Annotated in this window: 19 protein-coding genes; 10 read left to right on the forward strand and 9 right to left on the reverse strand. The window is 73.1% G+C overall.

All coding sequences use genetic code 11. The features are described 5' to 3' along the window. Positions 1-116 precede the first annotated feature (116 nt). Complete coding sequence (locus AB0M39_RS30565) at positions 117-809, forward strand: SMI1/KNR4 family protein (RefSeq protein WP_365369292.1); 693 nt, start codon at positions 117-119, stop codon at positions 807-809. Positions 810-981: 172 nt separating this feature from the next. On the opposite strand, the gene AB0M39_RS30570 is transcribed toward AB0M39_RS30565, so the two are convergent. Beyond that, on the reverse strand, positions 982-4,380 hold the full coding sequence (locus tag AB0M39_RS30570; RefSeq protein WP_365369294.1) for a hypothetical protein: 3,399 nt from the start codon (positions 4,378-4,380) through the stop codon (positions 982-984). 198 nt (positions 4,381-4,578) lie between these two features. On the opposite strand from AB0M39_RS30570, the gene AB0M39_RS30575 reads away from it, so the two are divergent. Further along, positions 4,579-6,477, forward strand: a complete 1,899-nt coding sequence (locus AB0M39_RS30575; RefSeq protein ID WP_365369297.1) for an ABC transporter ATP-binding protein — start codon at positions 4,579-4,581, stop codon at positions 6,475-6,477. 93 nt (positions 6,478-6,570) lie between these two features. Here the strand turns inward: AB0M39_RS30575 and AB0M39_RS30580 are convergent, their stop codons facing one another. Continuing rightward, entirely contained in the window at positions 6,571-7,155 is a 585-nt protein-coding gene (locus tag AB0M39_RS30580; protein ID WP_365369300.1) for a hypothetical protein, read from the reverse strand. Between the two features lie 563 nt (positions 7,156-7,718). Between AB0M39_RS30580 and AB0M39_RS30585 the strand changes: the two genes are divergently transcribed. Further along, entirely contained in the window at positions 7,719-7,892 is a 174-nt protein-coding gene (locus tag AB0M39_RS30585; RefSeq protein ID WP_365369303.1) for a hypothetical protein, read from the forward strand. 83 nt (positions 7,893-7,975) lie between these two features. Here the strand turns inward: AB0M39_RS30585 and AB0M39_RS30590 are convergent, their stop codons facing one another. The 7 genes from AB0M39_RS30590 to AB0M39_RS30620 form a co-directional block, all read right to left on the reverse strand. Beyond that, a complete protein-coding gene (locus AB0M39_RS30590; protein WP_365369305.1) occupies positions 7,976-9,409 on the reverse strand; it encodes an aminobutyraldehyde dehydrogenase in 1,434 nt (477 codons plus the stop codon). Further along, complete coding sequence (locus tag AB0M39_RS30595; protein WP_365369307.1) at positions 9,402-10,730, reverse strand: NAD(P)/FAD-dependent oxidoreductase; 1,329 nt, start codon at positions 10,728-10,730, stop codon at positions 9,402-9,404. The genes AB0M39_RS30590 and AB0M39_RS30595 overlap by 8 nt, the downstream gene beginning before the upstream one ends. Further along, positions 10,727-11,833, reverse strand: a complete 1,107-nt coding sequence (locus AB0M39_RS30600) for an ABC transporter ATP-binding protein (RefSeq protein WP_365369386.1) — start codon at positions 11,831-11,833, stop codon at positions 10,727-10,729. The genes AB0M39_RS30595 and AB0M39_RS30600 overlap by 4 nt, the downstream gene beginning before the upstream one ends. Positions 11,834-11,865: 32 nt before the next feature. Beyond that, complete coding sequence (locus tag AB0M39_RS30605; protein WP_365369309.1) at positions 11,866-12,798, reverse strand: ABC transporter permease; 933 nt, start codon at positions 12,796-12,798, stop codon at positions 11,866-11,868. Beyond that, positions 12,795-13,703, reverse strand: a complete 909-nt coding sequence (locus tag AB0M39_RS30610) for an ABC transporter permease (RefSeq protein WP_365369312.1) — start codon at positions 13,701-13,703, stop codon at positions 12,795-12,797. Before AB0M39_RS30610 ends, AB0M39_RS30605 begins: the two co-directional genes overlap by 4 nt. Before the next feature lies 1 nt (position 13,704). Beyond that, the gene (locus tag AB0M39_RS30615) at positions 13,705-14,847 is read right to left on the reverse strand and encodes a spermidine/putrescine ABC transporter substrate-binding protein (RefSeq protein ID WP_365369314.1); all 1,143 of its coding nucleotides are present in this window, start codon (positions 14,845-14,847) and stop codon (positions 13,705-13,707) included. A 189-nt stretch (positions 14,848-15,036) separates the two neighbouring features. After that, positions 15,037-16,242: an aromatic ring-hydroxylating dioxygenase subunit alpha gene (locus AB0M39_RS30620; RefSeq protein ID WP_365369316.1), complete on the reverse strand. Its 1,206-nt coding sequence runs from the start codon at positions 16,240-16,242 to the stop codon at positions 15,037-15,039. A 415-nt stretch (positions 16,243-16,657) separates the two neighbouring features. On the opposite strand from AB0M39_RS30620, the gene AB0M39_RS30625 reads away from it, so the two are divergent. The 7 genes from AB0M39_RS30625 (at position 16,658) to AB0M39_RS30655 (ending at position 24,066) form a co-directional block, all read left to right on the forward strand. After that, entirely contained in the window at positions 16,658-17,068 is a 411-nt protein-coding gene (locus AB0M39_RS30625; RefSeq protein WP_365369319.1) for a hypothetical protein, read from the forward strand. A gap of 20 nt (positions 17,069-17,088) precedes the next feature. After that, the gene (locus AB0M39_RS30630) at positions 17,089-18,450 is read left to right on the forward strand and encodes an NADH-ubiquinone oxidoreductase-F iron-sulfur binding region domain-containing protein (RefSeq protein ID WP_365369321.1); all 1,362 of its coding nucleotides are present in this window, start codon (positions 17,089-17,091) and stop codon (positions 18,448-18,450) included. Continuing rightward, positions 18,447-18,638, forward strand: coding sequence for a ferredoxin (locus AB0M39_RS30635; protein WP_365369323.1), 192 nt, complete (start codon positions 18,447-18,449; stop codon positions 18,636-18,638). Before AB0M39_RS30630 ends, AB0M39_RS30635 begins: the two co-directional genes overlap by 4 nt. 1 nt (position 18,639) lies before the next feature. Next, positions 18,640-20,700, forward strand: coding sequence for an acetate--CoA ligase family protein (locus tag AB0M39_RS30640; protein WP_365369325.1), 2,061 nt, complete (start codon positions 18,640-18,642; stop codon positions 20,698-20,700). Positions 20,701-20,747: 47 nt separating this feature from the next. Then, positions 20,748-21,920 carry an acyl-CoA dehydrogenase family protein gene (locus AB0M39_RS30645; protein WP_365369328.1) on the forward strand — a complete coding sequence of 391 codons (1,173 nt, stop codon included), beginning with the start codon at positions 20,748-20,750 and terminating at the stop codon, positions 21,918-21,920. Between the two features lie 40 nt (positions 21,921-21,960). Then, positions 21,961-23,130, forward strand: coding sequence for an acyl-CoA dehydrogenase family protein (locus AB0M39_RS30650; protein WP_365369331.1), 1,170 nt, complete (start codon positions 21,961-21,963; stop codon positions 23,128-23,130). A gap of 72 nt (positions 23,131-23,202) precedes the next feature. Then, positions 23,203-24,066: a 3-hydroxybutyryl-CoA dehydrogenase gene (locus AB0M39_RS30655; RefSeq protein WP_365369334.1), complete on the forward strand. Its 864-nt coding sequence runs from the start codon at positions 23,203-23,205 to the stop codon at positions 24,064-24,066. Positions 24,067-24,079 lie beyond the last annotated feature (13 nt).

Genomic DNA, 24,079 nt, shown 5'->3' on the forward strand with positions numbered 1-24,079 from the left:
TGAGCTCGCCGCTCTTGACGGCGCTGAGCACGCCGTTCCAGGCGACGGCCAGATTCGGCGGGTTGAGCAGCTGGTCCACGCCCGCCTTGAGCGCGTGCGGCCGATACGGTCCCGGCATGGACGATCGGAGATGGACGGGAGTGCGCCGGCGGGTCACGGCGTTGGCGGATCAGCCTGCGAGCCGTGACGTGTTCGGGGCGCTCAGGCGCCGGTGGGCGGAGTTAAAGCAGCCGCTCACGCACGACGAGCTCGCCGAGCTCGAAGCGCAGATAGGCGTGCGGCTGCCCAAGGAGTACCGGGACTTCCTCGTGCACGTCGGCGCGGGCGGCGCGGGCCCCGCGTACGGCCTCTTCCCCGTCAGGCGCGTGCAGGGCCGCTGGCGGTGGGAGGGCGACGGCGCCGACATGACCGACCTGTCGACGCTCGCCCAGCCGTTTCCCGAGCAGGGCCCGGACCCCGAGATCCTCGACGCGCTCCTCGCCGAGCGTCCCGAAGAGGAGGACTTCGACGAGATCGAGGAGTTCGACGACGCGATCGAGGCGTGGGACGAACGGTGGGACGCCGTGATGTTCGCACCCGAGCGCACGGCTGGGGCCATCGTGATATGCCACCTCGGCTGCGCCCTGCGGGAGTGGCTGGTCGTCAGCGGCCCCCACCGCGGCACGGTCTGGTCCGACGGCCGGGCGGACGACGTCGACCTCGCTCCGCTCCCCGACGACGACGGCAACCCGATGACGTTCGCCCGCTGGTACACCGACTGGCTGGAGAAGGCCGAGCGCACCGTGCCGCAGACGCCTGCGCAGGCCTGACGACGACCGGGCCCGGACGCCGTCAGCGGCCCGATGTCCGGCCGGCCCTCAGAAGGCCGAGCGCACCGTGCCGCAGACGCCTGCGCAGGCCTGACGACGCGGGCCTGACGACGACCGGGCCCGGACGCCGTCAGCGGCCCGATGTCACGGTGTCCGGCCGGCCCTCATGCGCTCACTCGCTCTCCATCAGGACCCGGTGCGCCTCGTGGCGCACGTCGGGCTGCGGATGCCCGCGCAGCAGGCGCAGCAGCGACCGCCACTCCTCGGGCCAGCCGAGGGCGTGGCCCGTCCCGGTCACCAGCCCGGCCGCCAGCAGACCGGCCGCCGTGCCGCCGTCCCGGGCCAGCCGGTCCGTCGCGGCCAGCAGCGCCCCCGGACGCTGCGGCGGCCCGCTGTGCGCCCAGTGGGTCCACAGCCGGCCCGCGGTCTGCGACGCGACGATCACTCCGGCGCCCTCCAAGGCGTCCGCCAGATCACGCAGGCGCCCGAAGAGCACGTCCTCCTCCGCCTCCCGGTCGACCAACAGGCGCAGCAGATCGGCGCGTTCGGCCGCCAGCAGCGGCTCGACCGCCAGCTGCTCGGCGACCGCCTCGAGCACATCGGGGCGCTCGCCGTGGCCTGAGGGCGACGACGCCAGGGCCCGCAGCCGCTGCAGCACCGGCAGGTCCCGGTCCCCCGCCGCGTCGCCGCCGCCCTCGGGCCCGTGCATCGCGGCCAGCAGCTCGGCCACCGCACTGTGGTACACACTGCCCGCGGCCGCACCGCCCACGGGATGCGGCTGCTCGGAGAAGGCCAGGTCTCTGAGCACCCATGCCGCGTAGTTCCAGTGCCTGCGGTCGCCGAAGTCGCAGACCGTACGGGCGAGCCGGTCGGCCAGGGCAGGGTCGTACCGGGCCCACACGCCCACCGCCGCCAGCGTGCCGTAGGCCGAGAAGCCGTCGATCTTCGCCAGGCATCCGTCGTACGCCGTGCCGACGGCTTCGGCATACCGGCGGCGGTGCGCGTCGGCCAGCTCCCACGGGGTGATCTGCAGGAGCGCCTCCAGCGTCTGCGGGGCGTCGCCGTGTGCGGCGTCCTCGATCACGCGCCAGGCCTCGGGCACGCCGAGCAGAGGAGGCAGCGCGCGCAGGACGGCGGACTGCACGTCCGGGTGGCGGTCGGGGGCGTGGAAGGCGCGCGTCAGCAGGGCGACGGCCTGCGCCGGCGGCAGATAGCGGGCCGAGAGCCGGACGGCCTCCTTGCGGGAGGTCACCTTCGCGGGCCGCTCACCGGTCAGCAGCTCGTCGAGCGACTGGGCGAGTCGGGTGGGCGGGGTGAAACGCGCGGCGCGCGACGCCGCGTACACGGCGACCCGCGCCCGGTCGCCGCCGGCCTGCTCCAGCAGCACCGGCAGGGCGTCCTGCGGCCGATCGGTCCAGCCCAGCGCGCCGAGCGCCGCCTCGGCCACCAGCACGTCCCCGTCGTCCTTGTGCCGCATCGCCAGGGCACGTCCCAGCTCGGGCACCGCCGCGGCTGCGCGGATCGCGGCGGCCCGGTCGTCCAACGGCAGCGAGCCGTCCGCGGCCGCCTCCTCGGCGAGCTGTGCCGCGGCGCGCTGCTGGCGCGGAAGCCAGCGGCCGCTGTCGCCGAGGTCCGGCAGCGGACGCCGGGCGCCGGGCGCCAGGAAGCGCCCGTACGGCGGGTCGCCGTCGAGCAGGACGTCCAGCAGGTCCGTACGCCGGCGAGCCACCGCGCGCGAAACGGGCGCGAGGACGACCGCCGAAGGCTCCATCTCGAGGATCCTCGCGACCCGTTCGTCGCGACCGGCCGGTGCGGCCAGCCACAGCTCCGCGGCGGTCTCGAACGTCTCGTCGTCGCCGCGGGCCAGGGCCGTGGCCAGCATGTCCTGGAGCTCGGGCATCAGCCGGGCACGCGGCCCGAGCGCGCCGGCCAGACCCAGCAGCAGCCGGAAGTCGGCTCTTTGGGCCCCGGCCTCGAGCCAGGGGCGCAGCGCCTCGAACACCTGGTGTTCCTGGCCTCGGCGCAGGACCCGGTGCAGCGGGCCGAATTCGGGGACGCCCACGCGGCCCGCGATCCGCTCCAGGGTGCGCAGCGCCCAGGTCCGCAGGGCCGGGTCGGCGTCCGTGGCGTGCTCGACCAGCACGCGCTCGGCGAGTGTGCGCACCGCGACCTGGGTCTCGGCCGAGCTGTCCCGTGCCTCAAGGGCGTCGGCGACGACGCGGTCCAGCGGCTCGGCGTCGTCGGCGCCGAACAGCCGCGGGTGCACTTCGGCGAGCGCGCCGAGCGCCGCGGCGCGCACCGGGTCCCGCTCGTTGCGCAGTCGCGCCGCCAAGGTCAGCAGGTCGGCGAGCGCCTCGCGGCCGCCGTCCCGGGCGGCACACGCCACCAGCAGCGGCCAGGCGATCGCCCGGTCGTCGGCGTCGGGCCGTCGGATCGCGGCGAGCAGGGCGGGCCGCGCCTCCCCGAACGGGCCATGGGCCAGGGTGTCCAGGTCGTCCGCCCACCAGCCGTCGGCAGCGGCGGCGTCCGCGGCCGCGGCCCGTCGTACCTCCGCCCAGCGCCGTTCGCGGGGCAGCAGGTCCAGAACGTTCAGGGCCGCGTCCGAGCGACGGGACCCGCCGGCGGCGGCCGCGTCCAGGAACGCGGGGCGCCGGCCGGGCGGCATGGCCTTCAGCAGCGCGTCGAAATGGGGGCTGCGGGTCAGCCAGTGGCGGCCCAGCACGGGCAGCGACGCAGGCTCCGCCCGCACCAGCCTGCGCAGCACGCCCGGCGGCGGTACCGGCTCGTAGCGCTCTTCGCGCCGGTCGGGAGAGGTGATCCACCGCACCACCCGCTCGGCGTCGGCGTCGACCAGCGCGCCGAGTCCGCTGTGCAGCGCGTGCGGCATTCGGTAGGGGCCGTACTCCTCCAGCAGCCTCAGCACCCGCTCGGGGCGCAGCGGCGCGAGCGCGGCGACCGTCGTGGCGTGCTGGCGCCACCACTCCTCCCGCTGCTTCCCGCCGGCCCGGTCGGCCAGGGCGCGTTCGGCGTGGTCCAGCACCGGCTCGGGATGCCGGCGGGCGAGCCGCGTCCAGCCGGCGACGGCGTGCGCGAGCTCGGGGAGCTCGCGCGCCACGAACGGCGTGGAGCAGGCCGGCAGCAGCCGAGCGGCCTCGGCGTCGCCCCACTGCGCGCGCAGCCGCCCTGCCATCCGCTCGGCGAGCGCGGTGCGGCCGCCGCAGGAGAGCAGGCGTGCCAGGCGCTGTCGCAGGACGGCCGGTGCGTCGTCGTACGCCGCCTCCACCGCCTCGTCCGGCACCGGCAGGACACGAGCGGCACGCAGGGCGTACCCGGCGACCACCGGGTCGGGATCGGCGAGCCGCTGCGCGAGGAAAGCGATGTCCTTTCCGGCGGAGGCGGCCAGCGCCGCGAGCCGCCGCTCGTACGGCCCGCGCGCGTCCAAGTCGGTCAGCAGGCCCGCGAGTTCGCCGTCGTCCGCCAGCCGACGGCCTGTTCTCGCGGTGAGGGACAGGCGGGCGGGGAACGGCAGCGGTTCGAGAGCGGAGAGCAGACGCTCCGCGGCGGTCGGCATGCGCCGATTGTGCCCCGGGGCGATCCATTCAAGCGAACGAATATACGAACAGCCGGGCACGCGCCCGATGTACGGACCCAGAAGACTCCTTGACGTCCTTGACCTCAAGTTTACGTGAGGTTTTAGCGTTCTGGGAGCGCCCCGGGCCACGCCGGCCGACGGGTACGCGTCGGCTCACTAGACTCCGGAAGGCACCCCATGGACATGGAAGTCACCGCGTGGACATCGCTGCACAGCGCGATGAACGCCCAGCAGGACCGCAGGCCGTTCTCCCGGGCCGCCCTGCGCCGCATCGTCTCCTTCGCCCGGCCGCACCGCCGGGAGCTGAACCGCTTCCTGCTGCTCAGCGTGGTGACGGCCCTGCTCGCCGTGGCCACTCCCGTGCTCGCCGGCCAGGTCGTCGACGGCATCGTCAAGGGGGAGGCGACCGGCACGGTCACCCGGCTCGCGCTGCTCATCGCTGTCATCGCCGTCGCCGAGGCGGGGCTGGGCCTGCTCACCCGCTGGCTGTCGGCCACCCTCGGCGAGGGGCTGATCCTGGATCTGCGCACGGCGGTGTTCGACCACGTCCAGCGGATGCCGGTCGCCTTCTTCACCCGCACCCGTACCGGCGCGCTCGTCAGCCGGCTCAACAACGACGTCATCGGGGCTCAACGGGCCTTCAGCAACACCCTGTCCGGCGTCGTCTCCAACCTCGTCACCCTGCTGATGACGCTCGCCGTGATGCTGAGCATCTCCTGGCAGATCACCCTGCTCGCCCTTGTGCTGCTGCCGGTGTTCGTCGTCCCCGCCCGGCGGATGGGGACCCGCATGGCCAGGCTCCAGCGTGAGGCCGCCGACCACAACGCCGCCATGGGCACCCAGATGACCGAGCGCTTCTCCGCGCCCGGCGCGACCCTGGTCAAACTCTTCGGACGTCCCGGCGACGAGTCCGCCGAATTCGCCGCCCGTGCCCGCCGGGTGCGCGACATCGGCGTCCGCACGGCCATGGCCCAGTCCGTGTTCATCACCGCCCTCACCCTGGTCTCGGCTCTGGCCCTGGCCCTCGTGTACGGGCTGGGCGGCTACTACGCGCTGCGCGGCAGCCTGGACCCGGGCGCCGTCGTCGCCCTCGCTCTGCTCCTGACCCGCCTGTACGCCCCGCTGACCGCGCTGGCCGGCGCCCGCGTCGAGGTGATGAGCGCCCTGGTCAGCTTCGAGCGGGTCTTCGAGATCCTCGACCTGAAGCCGCTGATCGCCGAGAAGCCGGACGCCCGGCCGGTGCCGGAGGGGCCGGTGTCCGTGGAGTTCGACGGGGTCCGGTTCGGCTACCCCTCCGCGGACAAGGTCTCCCTCGCCTCGCTCGAGGACGTCTCCGCCCTCGACTCCCGCGGCGGCGCGGAGGTCCTGCACGACGTCTCCTTCCGTGCCGAACCCGGTCGCATGGTCGCGCTGGTCGGCTCGTCCGGCGCGGGCAAGTCCACGATCGCGCAGCTCATGCCGCGGCTGTACGACACCGACGCCGGCTCGGTGCGGCTGGGCGGCGTCGACGTACGGGATCTGACCGCGGACTCGATCCGCGACACGATCGGCATGGTCACCCAGGACGGCCATCTCTTCCACGAGACCGTGCGCGCCAACCTGCTCCTCGCGCGGCCCGGCGCCACCGAGGAGGAGATCTGGGACGCTCTGCGCCGGTCCCGTCTGACCGAGTTGGTCGCCTCGCTGCCCGACGGTCTGGACACCGTGGTCGGCGAGCGCGGCTACCGGCTCTCCGGCGGCGAGCGCCAGCGGCTGACCATCGCCCGGCTGCTGCTCGCACGCCAGCGGGTCGTCATCCTCGACGAGGCGACCGCCCACCTCGACTCCACCTCCGAGGCGGCCGTGCAGGAAGCCCTGGCGGAGGCGCTCGAAGGCCGCACCGCCGTGGTCATCGCCCACCGGCTCTCGACCGTGCGGGCCGCCGATCTGATCCTGGTGGTCGAGGAGGGCCGGGTCGTCCAACGCGGAACCCACACCGAGCTCCTGGCCGCCGGCGGCCGCTACGCGGAGCTGTACCGCACCCAGTTCGAGCGCCCGGGGGCAGAGGAGGCGCACCTTCCCGCCGAGGTTCGCTGACGCCCGCCGCCGTACCCGCTCCCACCTCGTGGAGCGGGTACGGCGGTCGTGTAGTCCAGCGGGTGCGGCAGCGGTCGTGTCGTGCAGCGGCGGTCAGCGGGTGCGCACCGCCGTGACGGTGAATCGTTCGACGTCGGATACGTGCCCGCCGGTGGACGCGACGATGGTGAGCACCGGGTCGCGGGCGCCGGAGAACTCCACCGACGCCTTCCAGGGCTGGTCGTCGCCGCCCGCCGGAGTGCAGCAGGGCGAGGTGCCCAGCGGCGCCTCGGACGACGGCTGGCGGACCTCCACGCGGATGCTCTCGTCCACGCCGGTGATCCGCCCGCCGGTCGTCAACGGGGAGCGGACGAGGGACCCGTACCGGGGCGTGGTGAGGGAGAACGTCGTGTCGTCGGTGCCCACGACCTCCCATGGGGCGTCAGGGCCGCTGCCGTACCGCACGAGGTGGATCACTGCCGCGGTGCCGCTCTCGGGCCCCGTGTGCGCGACGCCGATGCGGGCCTGGCGACCGCTGACCTTGCGCGAGGAGACCCGGTCGATCTCCTTGAAGCCCAAGTAGCCGCGGGTGAAGGACAGCGCGGTCTGCTCCGGGTCGAGGTGCCAGGGCTGGGCGCCGCTGGAGCGGTAGGCGCGCTCCCACGCCTGGGCCTGGGCGAGCGTGGCGAACGGCCACATCGGCTTCAGGCTCGTGGAGCCGAGCGGCGGCTTTCCGTTGGGGGCAGGCGTGTTCGGGGCGGGAGTGCCCGCCGGGGTAGTCGCCGGGGTCGTCGTAGGCGACGAGGGTCGGGACGTCGTGGCCGACTGCGACGGCGACGGAGCGGACGCTCCCGACGCGGAAGTGGGCGGCGCCGAGGCGTTCGGCGACCCGCCGGAGCTGCTGCAGGCGGTGAGCATGAGGCCGGCCGCGGCTGTCGCGACCAGGAGTCGGAACGGGAGCCGAGTGTTCATGGGTGCCCCCAGGCAAGGTGGAACCGACCGCCATTACGGTCTGTTCAGCCATCGTGCCACCACACTCGGCCCACGTCACAGAGGTCGTCGCGGGTGAGTCGACGGGGGCCGCCGCGATCAGCCGCGCCGGGCGGGCCCGCAGCGTGCGCGCCGTGCCCGATTCCCTCCGGCGCCAGGGCTGCGGGCAGCCAAGGACGGCGTACGATCCGGCCGACCGGTCGGCGTCAAGAAGCCGACAGGGATCCCGCCCGGTCCGCCGACCGGCGGCGGCCAGGGGCGATGCTCCTGCTGTGACCGTCACCTGGGGCCCTGACCGCGGCGTGCGCCGGACCACGCTCGCCCTCGCCGCTGCCGGTCCGGCGCTGATCGCCCCCGGACTGATCGTCGGCAGCTGGTGGCTGATCGGCGCCGGCGTCTGGGCGGTGATCGTGGCGATCGTGATCGAGCTGGTGTACCGGCCCTGAGCAACTGCCGCTCCGGCGTCTGGGCTACCGGCGGCCCCCTCGTCCTGAGGCGCCGACCACACAGGGACATCACGCCCCCCGCCTCACAGCATCACATGCTTGACCTGGGTGTAGTCCAGCAGCCCGGCCATTGACAGATCGCTGCCGTAGCCGGAGTGCTTGACCCCGCCGTGCGGCATCTCGGAGACGGTCGTGCCGTGGGTGTTGACCCAGACGATGCCGGTGTCCACGGCCCGGGTCGCCCGCATGGCGCGGTCGTGGTCGGCGGTCCAGACGCTCGCCGCGAGCCCGAAGCGGACGTCGTTCGCCAGCCTGAGCGCCTCTGCCTCGTCGGCGAACTGCTGCACGGTCACGACGGGACCGAAGATCTCCTCCTGCACGATCTCGTCGCTCTGACGGACGCCGGCGACGACGGTGGCCTCGTGGAAGTAGCCGGCCCCTCCGACGCGCGAGCCCCCGGCGACGATGTCGGCGTGATCGGGCAGTCTGCTCAACAGGCCCTGGACGGAGGCCAGTTGGGCCGCGTTGTTGAGCGGACCGAAGTCGGCTCCCGGACGCTGCTTGGCGGCCTGGGCGGCGAACGCGGAGACGAACTCCTCGTACACGCACCCGTGGACCAGGAGCCGGGTCGGGGCCGTGCAGTCCTGGCCCGCGTTGTAGTACGCCACCGAGGCGAGCTCCGCCGCGGCAGCCTCGACGTCCACGTCGTCGTACACGATGACCGGCGCGTTGCCGCCCAGCTCCAGATGGACGCGTTTGAGGTCCGCGGCCGCCGCCGCGGCTATCTCCCGTCCGGCCCGGACGCTGCCGGTGACCGCGATCAGGCGGACCTGCGGATGACCGGTGAGCGCCCGGCCGGTGTCGCGGTCGCCGCACAGGACGTTCAGGGCGCCCGGCGGCAGGTGCTCCGCGGCGATCCTGGCCAGCAGCGCGGACGACGAGGGCGTGGTGTCCGCGGGTTTGAGCACGGTCGTGTTGCCTGCCGCCAGCGCGGGGGCGATCTTCCACGCGGCCATCATGAGCGGATAGTTCCACGGGGTGATCTGCGCGCAGACGCCGATGGGCTCGCGGCGCAGCAGGGAGGTGCGGCCCTCGGTGTACTCGCAGGCCGCGGCGCCCGGCAGATTGCGTGCCGCGCCCGCGAAGTAGCGGAAGACGTCCGTGATCGCGGGCAGTTCGTCGTCGCGGAACATCTGCGCCGGCTTGCCGGTGTCCCCCGCCTCGGCGGCCGTCAGCTCGTCCGCGTGCGCTTCCATGGCGTCGGCGATGCCGAGCAGGGCGCGCTGCCGCTCGACGGGGGTGGTTCTCGACCAGCTCTCGTACGCCGACGCCGCGGCCCGACACGCGGCTTCGGCGTCCGCCGTCCCCGAGCGCGGGGCGCTGCGGTGCGTCTGACCGGTGGCGGGGTCGACGAGGTGCATGACCTCACCGGAGGCGGCGGGCAGGTCGGCTCCCCCGATGTGGTTGAGGACCAGGGCGCCGTGGTGGTTCTCAGCGTTCTCAGCGTTCTCAGCCACGGCTCAGGGCCTCCTTCGCCGCGGCGCGGCCGGTGCGGACCGCGCCTTCCATGTAGCCGGCGACCCACTGGTCGGATCCGCAGACGTAGAAGGGCGGTTCGTGGCGTCCGTGCGACGGGCCGACGGCCATGACGTCGCCCGGCGTCCACTGGGTGACATAGCCCTGGGTCCAGGGGTCGGTCCCCCACATCCGCAGATATGTGCCGGCCGGCTGGTGCGCCTGTTCGCCGTAGAGTCGCACGATGTCGCCGAGCAGTTCGTGCTCGATCCGCTGGGCGGGCATGCCGAGCATCACTCCGTAGCGCTCGGGCGGTACGAGGGCGGAGAGGATGCCCTCGTTCTGCGGCCAGGTGCTGCCGAGGACTCCTTCGCACTCGGAGAGTCCGTTGAGGCCGAGGTCGCGCCAGAACGGCTTGTCGTACGCGGCGGCGAACTTGGCCGCGCAGGCCTGGCGTTGCCGGTGGAGCGAGGCGAGCCGCTCGCCGGAGACGCCGGAGACGGCGACCGAGCGGAGCGGTCCTACGGGCAGGGCGCTGACGACGGCCCTCGCGGTGAGCTTCTCCCCGCCCTTCAGGCCCACCGAGCAGCCGCCCGGCCGCACGGCGAGGGACTCCACCGGTGCGCCGAGCCGTATCCGGTCGCCGAGCCCGGCGGCCATGCGCAGGGCCACGGTCGCCGAGCCCTCGGCGACGCGCAGGCCCTCCCAGTCCTCGTAGTCGTAGTGGTCGCCGTCGCCGTGGCCGCTGCCGGGCACGGCGGCGTGCTTGCGCAGGGCGGAGAGCAGCGAGGTCCGCTCGTAGGAGCCGCTCGCGAGGGCGAGTTGGCCGATCTCCCACAGGCGTGCCACCGAGGGCGAGGCGCCTTCGGAGCGCAGCCAGTCGGCGACCGAGATCCGGTCGAGGGCGTCGGCGTCGGGGTGGGACCACGGGTCGTCGGGGTCGACGGTCTGGGCGAGCGCGGTGAAGGCGGCGGTGACGCGCCGGTGGCCGGCGTCGTCGCCGGGGGCGAACCAGTGCGGCGGCTCGCCCGCGGAGACTCCCTCCGCGGTGGCGCGGACCATGGCCCCGGGCTCGGCGACGTAGCTGGGGATCAGGGTGAGGCCCAGCTCCTCGGCCAGTGCGAGGTACGCGGTGTGCGCGCGGCCGACGACTTCTCCGCCGAGCTGGACGAGCCGTCCGTCGGGCAGCTCGGTCTGCTCGACGCGCCCGCCGACGCGGTCGCGGGCCTCGACGACGAGGACGTCCGCTCCGCCGGCGGCCAGGTCGCGTGCGGCGGCGAGGCCGGCGAGGCCCGCGCCGAGGACGATGACGTCGTGGTTCATGCGCGTTCCCTCGGTGCGGCGGTCCCCCGGTCCCCCTGGCCGTCGAGGACCAGGCAGTGCTCGGGCCGCCAGCCGACCTCGACGCTCTCGCCGCCGCTCCAGCGGTCTTCCATGCGGGAGCGGTCGACGTTCTGCTCGAGTACGGACAGGGTGACGCCGGGGGCGAGTTCGATGAGGTAGGTGGTGGTGGGTCCGGAGTAGACGGTCTCGCGGATGATGCCGTCGACCGTGGCCATGTCCGGGGTGAAGTCGGAGAGCCAGATCTTCTCGGGCCGGATGGAGAGGCTGACGGCGGCGCCGTCGGCGACGCCGGGGCGGGGGCCGACCGGGAGCGCGGGGCCCTGCTCCAGCTCCACGGAACCGGCGCGGTAGGTGCCGGGCACCAGGTTGGAGGTGCCCATGAAGGAGGCGACGAAGGTGCTCGCCGGGTGCTCGTACACGTCCTCGGGGGTGCCGCACTGCTCGACGTGGCCCTCGTTCATCACCGCCACCCGGTCGGACATGGTCAGCGCCTCGTCCTGGTCGTGGGTGACGAAGACGAAGGTGATGCCGATCTCGCGCTGGATCTGCTTGAGCTCGACCTGCATACGCCGGCGGAGCTTGAGGTCGAGGGCCGCCAGCGGCTCGTCCAGCAGCAGCACCTGGGGGCGGTTGACCAGCGCGCGGGCCAGGGCGACCCGTTGGCGCTGGCCGCCGGAGAGGGTGGTGGGCCTGCGGTCGCCGAGGGCGCCGAGCTGCACCCGTTCGAGCATGTTGCCGACGCGTTCGCGGATCTCGGCCCGGCCGACGCCCTTGCGCTTGAGCCCGAAGGCGACGTTGTCGGCGACCGTGAGGTGGTCGAAGAGGGCGTAGCTCTGGAAGACCGTGTTGACGTTGCGCCGGTTGGGCGGCAGACAGGTCACGTCCTCTCCGCCGAGCAGGATCGCGCCGTCGGTGGGGTCGGTGAATCCGCCGATCATCCGCAGGGAGGTGGTCTTCCCGCAGCCCGAGGGGCCGAGGAGCGAGAAGAACTCTCCGGGGGCGATGTCGAGGGAGAGGTCCTGGACGGCGTAGGCGCCTGCGGAGTAGGCCTTGCTGACGCTGTCGAGGCGGACGGCGGGCATGGGGTCCGCTGAGGTCGTGGAGGTCACGGCTGTCACTTCCCGGAGAGGAGATCGAGGCCGCCGCGGCGACCGAACAGGCGCGGGATGAAGAGGGCGAGGGCGATGAGGCCGATGGACCCGGCCAGCATCAGCGTCCCGACGGCGTTGATGGTGGGCTGCACGCCGAAGCGGATCGCGGAGTAGATGCGTACGGACAGCGGCTGCGGGTCCACGCCGGTGGTGAAGTAGGCGAGCACGAAGTCGTCGAAGACGAGCGCGAAGACGAGCACGGCGGACGCCAGGATGCTGGGGAGCAGCGCGGGCAGGGTGACCAGGCGCAGCGCCTGCCAGCGGGTGGCGCCGAGGTCTGTCGCGGCCTCCTCCACCTCTGGGTTGAGGGCCGCGATCCGGGAGCGCAGGATCACCGTCACATAGGAGATGGAGAAGGTGATCTCCGCGAGCATCACGGTGCCGCTGGACAGCGTGATGCCCATGCCCTTGAAGAGGAGCATCGCCGCGACGCCGGTGACGATCTCCGGGGTGATCAGCGGGACGAGCATCACCAGGCCGGCGAGGGAGCCGAGCCGGCTGCGGCAGCGGACCAGTCCGAGGGCGAGGGCGACGCCGAGGATCAGCGAGCCGGCCATCGCGACCAGGGACACTCTCAGGCTCATGCCCAGCGATGCCAGCAGGACGTCGTCGTTGAAGAAGGCCGAGTACCAGCGGAGGCTGAAGTCCTTGAAGACGGTCAGCGACTTCTGGGAGTTGAAGGAGAAGAGGACGACGACGCCGATGGGGAGGTACAGGAGCGCGAAGAACAGGACGGTGACGCCGATGGCGAGGCGGGGCTTGCGGTCGGCGCCCCGACGCCTGCGCCTCCGGGCGGCCGGGCGGTCGGCGCCCGCGCGGGCGGTCCGTGCCGTCGGGCGGGGGGCGGGGGCCGGCAGGGCTTTGCGTGCCGGGTTGAGGGCTGGGCGCAGGGTCATCGGGCCGCCTCCGCCTCGTCTTTGCGGGTGCGGCGCAGGTAGCCGATCATCCCGAGGAACAGGACGGCCATCATCAGCATGGTGAGCGCCGAGCCGAGCGGCCAGTTCTGGCCCTGGAAGAACTTGTCCTGGATCAGGTTGCCGATCATGATCTGGTCGGGGCCTCCCATCAGTTGAGCGCTGACGAAGTCGCCCATAGCGGGCAGGAAGACAAGGACGCAGCCGGCCGCCGCGCCCTGCCGGGTGGCGGGCAGGGTGACGAAGAAGAAGGTCCGCAGGGGGCCTCCGTAGAGGTCGCGTCCCGCCTCGATCAGGGAGACGTCCATGCGCTCCAGGGCCGCGTAGAGCGGGATGATCATAAAGACGACGAAGCCGTAGACGAGTCCCGCGATGACGCCCGGGCCGGTCTGGAGGATCTTGGTGTCGCCGTCCGCGAGGCCGATGGCGCGCAGGGCTTTGAGCACCGGTCCGCTGTCGGACAGGACGACGGACCAGCCGTACATCCGCACCAGGTAGTTGGCGAAGAAGGGCACGACGATGGCGGCGATCAGCAGGGTCTTGAAGCGCCCGCCGTACAGGGCGATGGCGTAGGCGACCGGGTAGGCGATGACGAGGCAGATCGCGCAGGTGAGCAGCGAGTATCCGAGGGAGCGGAGCAGCACCGCGCGGTAGGCGGGGTCGGCCATCGCCACGATGTTGTCGAAGTTGAGCCCGAACTGCGGGTTGCCGAGCGGGTCGGTGGTGCCGAAGGCGAGCGCGGCGACCAGCAGCAGCGAGGCGATGAGGAAGCCGGTCATCCAGAGGGTGCCGGGGATCATCAGCCAGGTCCACAGCCGGGCGCCGGACGCGGAGGCGCCGCGGCGGGGGCGGGGCTTGCCGGGTTCGGGGTGGGTGCGTTGTGCCATGTCAGCCGGCCTTCACATGGGTCCAGGCGGTGTCTCGGGCCCGTTCGCCCGTCGAGCTGCCGTTGCGGAAGAAGAGGTCGTCCTTGAGGTCGTCCGCGGAGACGAGGCACTCTGGGAACGGCTCGACCAGGGCCGCGTACGTGCTCTCGGTCCCGCGCACCGGCATCGGATAGCCGATGTACTCGATGTTCTTCTTCACGTTCTCCGGGCGGAGCATGTAGTCGATGAAGAGCATCGCCGTTCCGGGATGCCGGGCGTTGGCGGGGATGGCGTAGCAGTCGGAGTTGACCGGCGCGCCCTCGCGGGCGACCTCGAAGCCGAAGACCGAGGGGTCCTTGGCCTGGCCGAGCATGGCCGCCATGTCTCCGCTCCAGGCCTGGGTCATGACCGCGTTGCCGTTGAGCAGGTTGTTGTAGCTGTCGCTGGAGAAGCCGCGCAGTCGCGGTCTGAGGGACTTCAGGGTGCTGGTGATGCGGTCGAGATCGCCGTCGTCGGTGGTGCTGAGGTCGAGGCCGAGCTTGAGCGCTCCGAGGCCGAGCACTTCGTCGCGGTCGTCGAGCACGAAGACCCTGCCCTGGGCGCCGGGGTGCCACAGGTCGCCCCAGGAGCCGGCGAGGTCGTCGCCGATCCGGTCCTTGCGCCAGCCGATCCCGGTCTTGTACATGATGAACGGGACGGTGTGCGCGGACTTCGCGTCGTACCAGGGGTCGGCGAAGTAGTCGTACGCCCCGAACACGGACTCCGCGTGTTTGAGCCGGGTGTGGTCGATACGGCGCAGCCGGCGGCCCTCGACGAGCCGCTGGGTCCATTTCGCGCTGGGAAAGACCAGGTCGTAGCGGTTTCCCGCATTGAGTTTGGCGACCATGCCTTCCATCGAGTCGAAATTCGACTGGATGACCTTGACGCCGTATTCCTTCTCGAATGCTCTGAAGATCGCCGGGTCGATGAAGTCGGCCCAGTTGAAATAGACCAGGTCGCCGTCGACGCGGACGTCGATCGGCTCGTCCGGATCGCCGTGGGCGTTCGCGTCCTCGGGGAGGAATCCGCAGCCGGTGGCTGCGATGCCGAGCCCGAGGGCCGCGGCCGTGCCGGTGGAGGCGCGGAGGAAAGAGCGGCGGGACAGTGGAAATACCTCGGGGGACATCGGGGGGTCCTCTCCGTGGGTCCTGGGGAACGGACGACACTGCTTTCAGGGCGCGGTCATGGACGCACGGATGCCTGACTCCGTGCTCGACCAGGGAGCCGCGTGGCGGTGCGGGGCACACCGCCGGTACGGCTCCGGCTTCTCCCTGCCGGCTGTCAGGGACGGTCTAGGGCTGCGGACCGCTGCGGGTCACGCCGCCGGACCGCTGTCGGGGGCGCCGTCGAGCGGCGCGCCCGCGTCGCGGTCCAGGTCGCGGCGGACGCGGCCGGCGAACCAGCCCACGGCCGCCTCGCGGCGGGACAGCGGGCCGGGCTCGAAGCCCGGGGTCGTCAGCCCCTTCTGCACCCTGGCCACCAGCTCGGCGTCCTCGTCGTTGGTGATCCAGCCGATGTGGATGTTGAGCCGCCGGGCGAGGCGGGTGCGCAGTCTGGTGCCCGGGCGGGTGTAGAAGGCGCCGGGTACGGCCACCTGGTCCACCGCCTGGGGGATCGCGGTCCAGGCAAGCACATGGTCGGGGTAGAAGTCGATGAGTGTGTTGGGATAGATCACGGCGTACCGCCACACCCTCCGGTCGGCCTCGGTGAGGCCGGGCATGGGAGCGGTGATCCGCTGGTAGAGGCGCTCCGCCCAGTTCGAGGACGGCTTGTCGCGCAGGGGCGAGGCGAAGAGGGCGTAGGACTCCTCGATCTCGCAGGTGTAGCCCTGGTAGTCGAGCAGGCGCATCAGGCCGGGGTGGGCGACCGGCACGTGGTAGCCCTCGAGGTAGTTGTCGACGGCCACCTTCCAGTTCGCGTTCTGGACCTCGGCGCCGTCGAGTTCGTGGATCCGGCTGCGGCCCACCGGCACCAGATCGGCTCCGGCATAGTGGCCGACGGCCTCGGCGAGCCCGGCGCACTGTTCGGCCAGGGGGACGGCGTCCGGGTCGAGGTTGACGAAGACGAAGCCGAGGAAGGACTCGACGCGTACGGAGAACAGGCCGAGCTTGGGCTTGTCCAGGCACGGGATCTGCCGTGCTTCGGGCGCTCCGACCAGAGTGCCGTCGAGTTTGTACGTCCAGCCGTGGTACGGGCAGCGAATGGCCTTGCCGCTCGGCTCGGGCTTGGCGACCAGGCGGGTTCCCCGGTGCCGGCAGGCGTTGAGGTGGGCGGCGAGGCTGCCGTCCTCGATCCTGACCACCAGGACCTCGCGTCCGGCGACGGTGGCCGCGAGGCGGGCGCCGGGTCCGGGCAGGTCGGATTCGTGGCACACGAGCTGCCAGGACCGGGCGAAGATGTGCTCGGTCTCGGCGGCGGCCGTGTCCGGGTCGGTGTAGTAGCGGGCGGACAGCGCCTGACCGGGGCTGTCCTGGCTCTGCCGCGTCGGCGGTGCGGTGCGGGCGGGGGCTTCGGGCTGCATCGGCTGACTCCTCCATGCCGTCTGAGCGGCGATCGGTGTTGAGGCGGCCCATAGGCGGTCAGTGGGCCTTGGCGAGGGGAGCGCCGAGCCGCACTAACTAATTGGTCAGTCAGGTTGCTGACAGGTTTCCGCAATGTCAAGGCTTGCAGACTGACTAATTGATTAGTTAGCGTAGTCGTCATCACAACAGCCGGCATCTCGCCGGACACGGAAGCGCCGGACGTCCACCGCCCGGGCCCGTGCCCCCCGAATCGCCCACGGCGTCCACCGATCTCCCGAAGCCCCCGCCGCACGGAATCCCCGTTCCGGCAGTCGGCCGCACCGGCAGCTCCGCCGCTCGGCCCCACCGCCCGGTCAAGGCCGTGACGGCTCCCCACCCCTCTCCACTCCCCATCCCTCTCCACCGGAGGCACGCATGAGCGGTCGTCGGAGTCTGGTCTGGCTCGGGCTCACCCCCGAGCCCGAGCGGGAACTGCCCCCCACCGTTGCCGCCCTGCGCACCCAGAAGCGCGGCACGGCCGCCGCGCCGCCGGAGCTGGCGGCCGCCGAGCAGCGCCGGGTGGAGAGCCTGATCCTGCACGGCAGCCGGCGCAGCTGGCTGCGCTATCTCGCCGAGGTCACCGACCTGGTGACCGCCGTCGCCGACGGCTCCCGTCCCGGCGACCGGCGGGCCGCCCTGCTCGCGGGAGAGGTGGTGCTCGACCACCACCACATGCTCATCGGCCTCCCGGGCCCCGGATACGACCGCACCGCGGCCGACCGCCGAGCCCTGGAGCACGCCGTACGCACCCTGCGCACCGGCGCGACGGAAGGAGAGCGGGCATGAGCACGGCAAGGAGGACGGGCGTGAGCACGACCTGGATCCGCTCCCTGATGCCCGGGGCGCCCAGCACGAGCGCCCACACGCCGCCCGGGACTCCCACCGCCGCTGACCGCCCCTCGGCCGGCACGCTGCTCGGCACGAGCCCCGATGCGGCCGAGAGCGCCGAGGAGTACGCGGCCGCCGGAGGCTACCGCGCCGCCGTGGACCCCGTCCTGCTCCTCGAGCACATCGCCGCGTCGGGCCTGCGCGGCCGGGGCGGCGCGGGCTTCCCCGCCGCCGTGAAGCTGCGGGCGGTCCGCGACGGCGGGCGCGCGCCCGTCGTCGTCGCCAACGGCGAGGAGGGCGAGCCCGGCTCGGCCAAGGACCGCTGGCTGATGCGGGCCCGTCCCCACCTCGTCCTGGACGGGCTGGCCCGGGCTGCCGCGATCACCGGCGCCGTCCGGGGCTATGTCTACCTCTCGGATCCGGTCGCGGGCGAGCGCATACGGCTCGCTCTGGCCGAGCGGGACCCGGCGGTGCCCGTCGAGGTGGTCGAGACCGGGCACGCGTACGTCGCGGGCGAGGAGAGCGCGGTCGTCCGCCGGATCAACGGCGGACCGGCGCTGCCCACCGCGAAGCCGCCCCGCCCCTTCGAGCGGGGCGTCCAGGACCGGCCGACCCTGGTCTCCAACGTCGAGACGCTCGCCCGGATCGCCCTCGTCGCCGCACGGCCCGAACGGCGCCGGCAGATCGCCGGCTCCACGCTGGTGACCCTGTCCGCCGCCGGCGGACCGGCGCTGCTCGCCGAGGTCCCGTACGGCGCGACCCTGCGGACCCTGGCCGCCGCCCAGGGCACTCCCGACGCGGCGGGGGCCCTGATGGGCGGACTGTTCGGCGGACTGATCGACGGCGGTCTGCTGGACCTGCCGCTCGACCCGGACGCCCTGAAGGCCGCGGGCACCGCGCTGGGCTGCGGCGCGATCCACTTCCTCGCCCCCGGCGAGTGCCCGGTCGCCGTGGCCGCCGACGCGGTGGGCCATCTCGCCGCCGAGAGCGCCCGCCAGTGCGGCGTCTGCATCGCGGGCACCGCCTCGATCAGCGACGCCCTGCACGCGCTCACCGCGGCCACGGCCGCCCCCGACGCCCTCGACAAGCTCGCCCGATGGTCGGCCGGGCTGCCCGGACGGGGCGCGTGCGGGCTGCTGGACGCGGCCGCCGGGGTGGCCGGAAGCCTGCTGCGCGTCTTCCCCGACGTGGCACGCGCCCACCTCGACTCGCCCTGCTGGGCCTGCTCCGCCGCGCCTCGCGACGGCGGCCGCCGGCTCGCCGTCGCCGTGCCCGAGGTCGGGCCCGAGGTCGGCCCCCTCACTCCCTCTCCCGTGCCCGCGCTGAAAGGAACACCGTGAAACTCCTTCTCGACTCCACGCTCTGCCAGGGCTACGGGCTCTGCCAGGAACACGCCCCCGAGCTCGTCGAGCTCGACGAGTGGGGATACGCGGCGGTCATCGCCGTGCCCGTGCCGGCCGGTCAGGAGGAGGCCGCCCGCGCGTGCGCCGCGTCCTGCCCCAACGCAGCACTGCGAATGGAGAAGTGACATGGGACGCGATCTCACCGCGCTCTTCGACCCCACGTCCGTCGCCGTGGTCGGCGCGAGCGACGACCCGGCGAAGTACGGCCACTCGGTGGCCGCGCAGGCGCTGCGGGCGCCCGGCCGGCGGCCCGTCCACCTGGTGAACCGTCGTGGCGGCGCCGTCCTGGGGCGCCCGGCGGCCACCTCTCTCACCGCGATCGGCGAGCCCGTCGACCTGGTGGTGATCTCCGTGCCCGGCCGGGGGTTCGAGGCCGCCGTCGACGACGCGCTGGCCTGCGGGGCCCGGGCGATCGTCGGCATCACCGCCGGCTTCGCCGAGACCGGCCCCGAGGGGCTCGCCCGGCAGCAGGCGATCGCCGCCCGGGTGCGGGACGCGGGCGCCGTGCTGGTGGGCCCCAACTGCCTCGGGATCGCGGACAACACCACCGAGCTGTATCTGGCGTCCGACGCCTTCACCCACGGCGGGATCGCCCTGCTCAGCCAGAGCGGCAACCTCGCGCTGGAGATCGAGCTGCGCGCCGCTCCCCTCGGCCTCGGCTTCTCGCGCTTCGTCTCCCTCGGCAACCAGGCCGACGTCACCCTGGTCGACCTCGTCGAGGACTGCGGGCGCCACGAGGGCACCTCCGCCATCGCCGTGTACGCCGAGGACTTCGGCGACGGCCGCGCCTTCGCCCAAGCGGCCGCGGCCGCCGGCAAGCCGGTCGTGCTGCTCACCGCGGGCCGCGGCGCCGCCTCCGCCCGCAGCGCCCAGTCGCACACCGGCGCCCTCACCACATCGGCCGACGTCGTGGCCGCCGCCTGCCGCGACGCGGGCGTGGAACTGGTCGCCACCCCGCTGGAGATGACCGTCGTGCTGGCCGCCCTCAACGCCGGCGCCCGCAGCACCGGCCGGCGCTGCGCGGTCTTCACCGACGGCGGCGGCCACGGCGTCATCGCCGCCGACGCCGCCGAGGCGGCCGGTCTCGAGGTGCCCGAGCTGAGCGCGCCCACGAAAGGGCGCCTCGCGTCGCTGCTGTGGGAGCAGTCCGCGGTGGGCAACCCCGTCGACCTGGCCGGGATGGGCGAGCAGGACCCCCGCTCGTACGCTGCCACGGTCGCCGGGCTGCTCAAGGCCGACGAGGTCGACGCCGTCCTGATGACGGGGTACTTCGGCGGCTACGCGGCCTCCGGCGGCGGGCTCGGCGGCGAGAGCGCCACCCTCGCCGAGGGCGAGAAGCAGGCCGCCCGGGAGATCGTCGCCGACTGGACGACGACGCCCAAGCCGCTGGTCGTGCAGTCGATGTACCCGCGCTCGCCCAGCTGCCGGACGCTGACGGACGCCGGGATCCCGGTGTTCTCCGCCACGGAGGACGCGGCCCGCGCCCTCACCGCGATGACGGGCGCCCGGGCGGCCGGCCCGCTCGGGGTCGCACCCCTGCCGCCCATCGCCCCGCCCCTGGAGGACGCCGGGTACCACGGCGTCCGGGCGCTGCTCAGCGCCGCCGGAGTGCCCTTCCCTCCGGCGCGCGAGATCACCGACGAGACGGAGCTGCTCGCCGCGGCCGACGCGTTCGCCGGACCGTATGTGCTCAAGGCCCTGCACGTCCTGCACAAGTCCGACGCGGGCGGCGTGGCGCTGCGGCTCGCGGACCGGGACGCGCTGCTCGCCGCGTACCGGGAGATGGACGCCAGGCTCGGCGCGTCCGCCTACTCGGTCGAGGCGATGGCCGACCTCGGCGACGGCGTCGAGCTGATCGTCGGAGTCAACCGCGACCCGCGCTTCGGTCCGGTCGCCATGGTCGGGCTCGGCGGAGTGCTCACCGAGACGCTGCACGACGTCGCCTTCTCCCTGGCGCCCGTGCCCGCCGAGCGCGCCGAACGGCTGCTGCGCGGTCTGCGGACCGCCGCTCTGCTCGACGGCGTCCGCGGCCGGCCCGCCGTGGACGTCACGGCCGCGGCAGCCGTCGTCGAGCGCATCACCGCGGTCGCCGCCGCCCACCCCGAGATCGCCGAGCTCGAGGTCAACCCGCTGCTGGTCCGCCCGGACGGCGTACTGGCCCTGGACGCCCGCGCCGTACTGGCCTGAGCGCTCCGCCGCCCCGCACCCCCGCCCCGAACCCCAAGGACACCAGCATGGACTTCCGCTACACCCCCGAGCAGGCCGACCTCAAGGCGCGGTCCGCAGCGTACGCACAGCTGCTGATGCAGTACGAGGACCAGTCCGAGGAGGCCGGCGGGCCGCTGCCCGCCGACACGGTCCGTGAGCTCACCCGCGCGGCGATCGACGCCGGCGTCTACGCGATCAACATGCCCGCCGAGTGGGGCGGCGCCGGTCTGTCCCTGCTCGACCAGGTCATCGTCGAGGAGGAGTTCGGGAAGGTCACCAACTGTCTGTGGGACATCCCGTGGCGGCCCGCCAACGTCCTGGCGTACGGCACCGAGGCGCAGCGTGAGAAGTATCTGTTGCCCGTCATCCGCGGCGAGCGCTTCGACGCGTTCGCGGTGACCGAGCCGGGCGCCGGCTCGGACCCCGGCTCATGCGTCAGCACCGCGACCCGCACGGAGGGCGGATGGCTGCTGAACGGCGAGAAGTGGTTTGTGACCTGCGGCGACATCGCCGACTTCCTGCTGGTGCAGGCCGACGCGGGTCCGGAGCGGGCGGCGACGCTCTTCTTCGTGGACAAGCAGGCGCCGGGCGTGCAGATGACCCGGGTGCCGCGCTTCATGCACTCCGCGGTCAACGGGCACCCCGAGTTCGTCTTCTCGGACGTCTTCGTGCCCGACGAGGACGTGCTCGGCGGCGTCGGCAACGGCTACGAGCTGACCAAGGAGTGGTTCACCGACGAGCGCCTGATGATCGCGGCGCGGACGACGGGCGCCGCGGAGCGGGCCCTGGAGCTGGCCCGCGACTGGGCGATCCGGCGCGAGCAGTTCGGCTCGCCCATCGCCGACTACCAGCTGATCCAGGGCATGCTCGCCGACTGCGCCGTCGACATCGCCGTCAACCGCGCCTACACCCACCAGGTCGCCTGGGAGGCCGACCAGCCGCACACCGACCGCAAGACCCTGCACGCCAAGGCGTCGACGGCGAAGCTCGCCGCGAGCGAGGCGGCCGGGCGGGTCGTCGACCGGTGTCTGCAGATCTTCGGCGGCCGCGGCTACGACCGCTCCTACCCCGTCGAGCGCCTCTACCGCGAGCTGCGCGTCGACCGCATCTGGGAGGGCACCTCCGAGATCCAGCGCCTCATCATCGCCAACGAGCTCGTCAAGCGCGGCACCCGTGCGCTCGCGCTGCCCCACTCCTGACACCCGCTCCCCCGTACGTCTTTCAACCCCGAGGACTGACATGGACTTCCGTCTCACCGCCCGTCAGGAAGAGCTCAAGAGCTCCGCGCGCGGGCTCGCCGACTTCATCATGAAGTACGAGGCCGACTGCGAGGAGAACAACGGTCTGCCGCCGCAGGCCCACGCGCAGATCCGCGACGCCGTGCTCGACAGCGGGCTCCAGGCGGTCAACATGCCCGCCGAGTGGGGCGGCGCCGGGCTCACGATCCTGGAGCAGGCCACCGTCCAGGAGGAGCTCGGCCGGCTCACCGGCGCCCTGTGGGACATGGTGTGGCGCCCGGCCAACGCGCTGCGGTTCTGCACCCCCGAGCAGCGCCGGCGCTACCTCGTGCCGGTCATCGAGGGCCGGCGCCGGGACTGCTACGCGGTGACCGAGCCGGAGGCCGGGTCGGACCCGCAGAACCTCAAGACCACGGCGACGCGCACCGCGGACGGCTGGGTCCTCAACGGCGAGAAGTGGTTTGTGACCGTCGGCGACCACGCCGACTTCATGATCGTGCTGGCCGCCGCCGGCGACGAGGGCGCGCCGACCCTGTTCCTGGTCGACAAGGAGACCGCGGGCATCGAGATGACACGGGTGCCGCGCTTCATGCACACCTTCGTCTACGAGCACCCCGAGTTCGTCTTCACGAACGTGCGGGTCCCCGAGGACGCCGTGCTCGGCGGCATCGGCAACGGGTACGACATCACCCGGTCCTGGTTCACCGAGGAGCGCCTGATGATCGCGGCGCGGACGACGGGCGCCGCGGAGCGCGCTCTGGAGCTGGCCCGCGACTGGGCGATCGAGCGCAAGCAGTTCGGCTCGCCGATCGCCGACTTCCAGCTGATCCAGGGCATGCTCGCCGACTGCGCCGTCGACATCGCCGTCAACCGCGCCTACACCCACCAGGTCGCCTGGGAGGTGGACCAGGGCGTGGCCGACCGCAAGACGCTGCACGCCAAGGCGGCCATCGCCAAGCTGTCGGCGAGCGAGGCGGCCGGGCGGGTCGTCGACCGGTGCGTGCAGATCTTCGGCGGCCGCGGCTACGACCGCTCCTACCCCGTCGAGCGCCTCTACCGCGAGCTGCGCGTCGACCGCATCTGGGAGGGCACCTCCGAGATCCAGCGCCTCATCATCGCCGGGGAGCTGGTCAAGCGCGGTACGGGAGTTCTGCAGATGCCGTCGGCCTGACCACGCCGAGGGGAGGCCCGGCTCCCGGGCCGGGCCTCCCCCGCCACCGAACGACGAGAGAGCGAGGATGCGATGGGCGAGATCGAGCGGGTCGGGATCGTGGGCTGCGGCCTGATGGGGTCCGGGATCGCCGAGGTGTGCGCGCGGGCGGGCCGGGAGGTGGTGGTGGTCGAGTCGAGCGACGCGGCGGCCGACGCCGGGCTGAGCCGTGTCACCGCCTCGCTGGACCGCGCCCAGGCCGCGGGGAAGCTGACGGGCGAGGACCGGGACGCGGCGCTGGCCCGGATCTCGACGACTGCCGACATGGACCGGATGGCCGACCGGCACCTGGTCGTGGAGGCCGTCGCCGAGGACGAGGCGGCCAAACTCGCCGTGTTCACCAAGCTGGACGCGATCGTGCGCGATCCCGAGGCGATCCTGGCGACGAACACCTCCTCCATTCCCGTCATCCGGCTCGCGGCGGCCACCGCGCGCCCGGAGCAGGTGATCGGCCTCCACTTCTTCAACCCCGTGCCGGTGCTCCCCCTGGTGGAGCTGGTGCCGTCGCTGCTGACCGGCGCGAGCACGGTGCGCCGCGCCGAGGAGTTCGCCGCCGGCGTGCTGGGCAAGCAGGTGGTGCGGGCCCGCGACCGCGCCGGCTTCATCGTCAACGCTCTGCTCGTCCCGTATCTGCTGGCCGCGGTGCGGATGGTCGAGTCGGGCACCGCGTCGGTCGAGGACGTCGACCGGGGCATGATCCTCGGCTGCGCGCACCCGCTCGGACCCCTGGCGCTGACCGACCTCATCGGCCTGGACACCACGAAGGCCATCGCCGAGTCGATGTACGAGGAGTTCCGGGAGCCGCAGTACGCGCCGCCGCCGCTGCTGGCCCGGATGGTGGACGCCGGACTGCTCGGCCGCAAGTCGGGCAGGGGCTTCCACACGTACGCCGCATGACGTCCGCCGCCCG

This window comes from Streptomyces sp. NPDC051907, from assembly GCF_040681075.1.
In the GTDB taxonomy this organism is placed as follows: Bacteria; Actinomycetota; Actinomycetes; order Streptomycetales; family Streptomycetaceae; genus Streptomyces.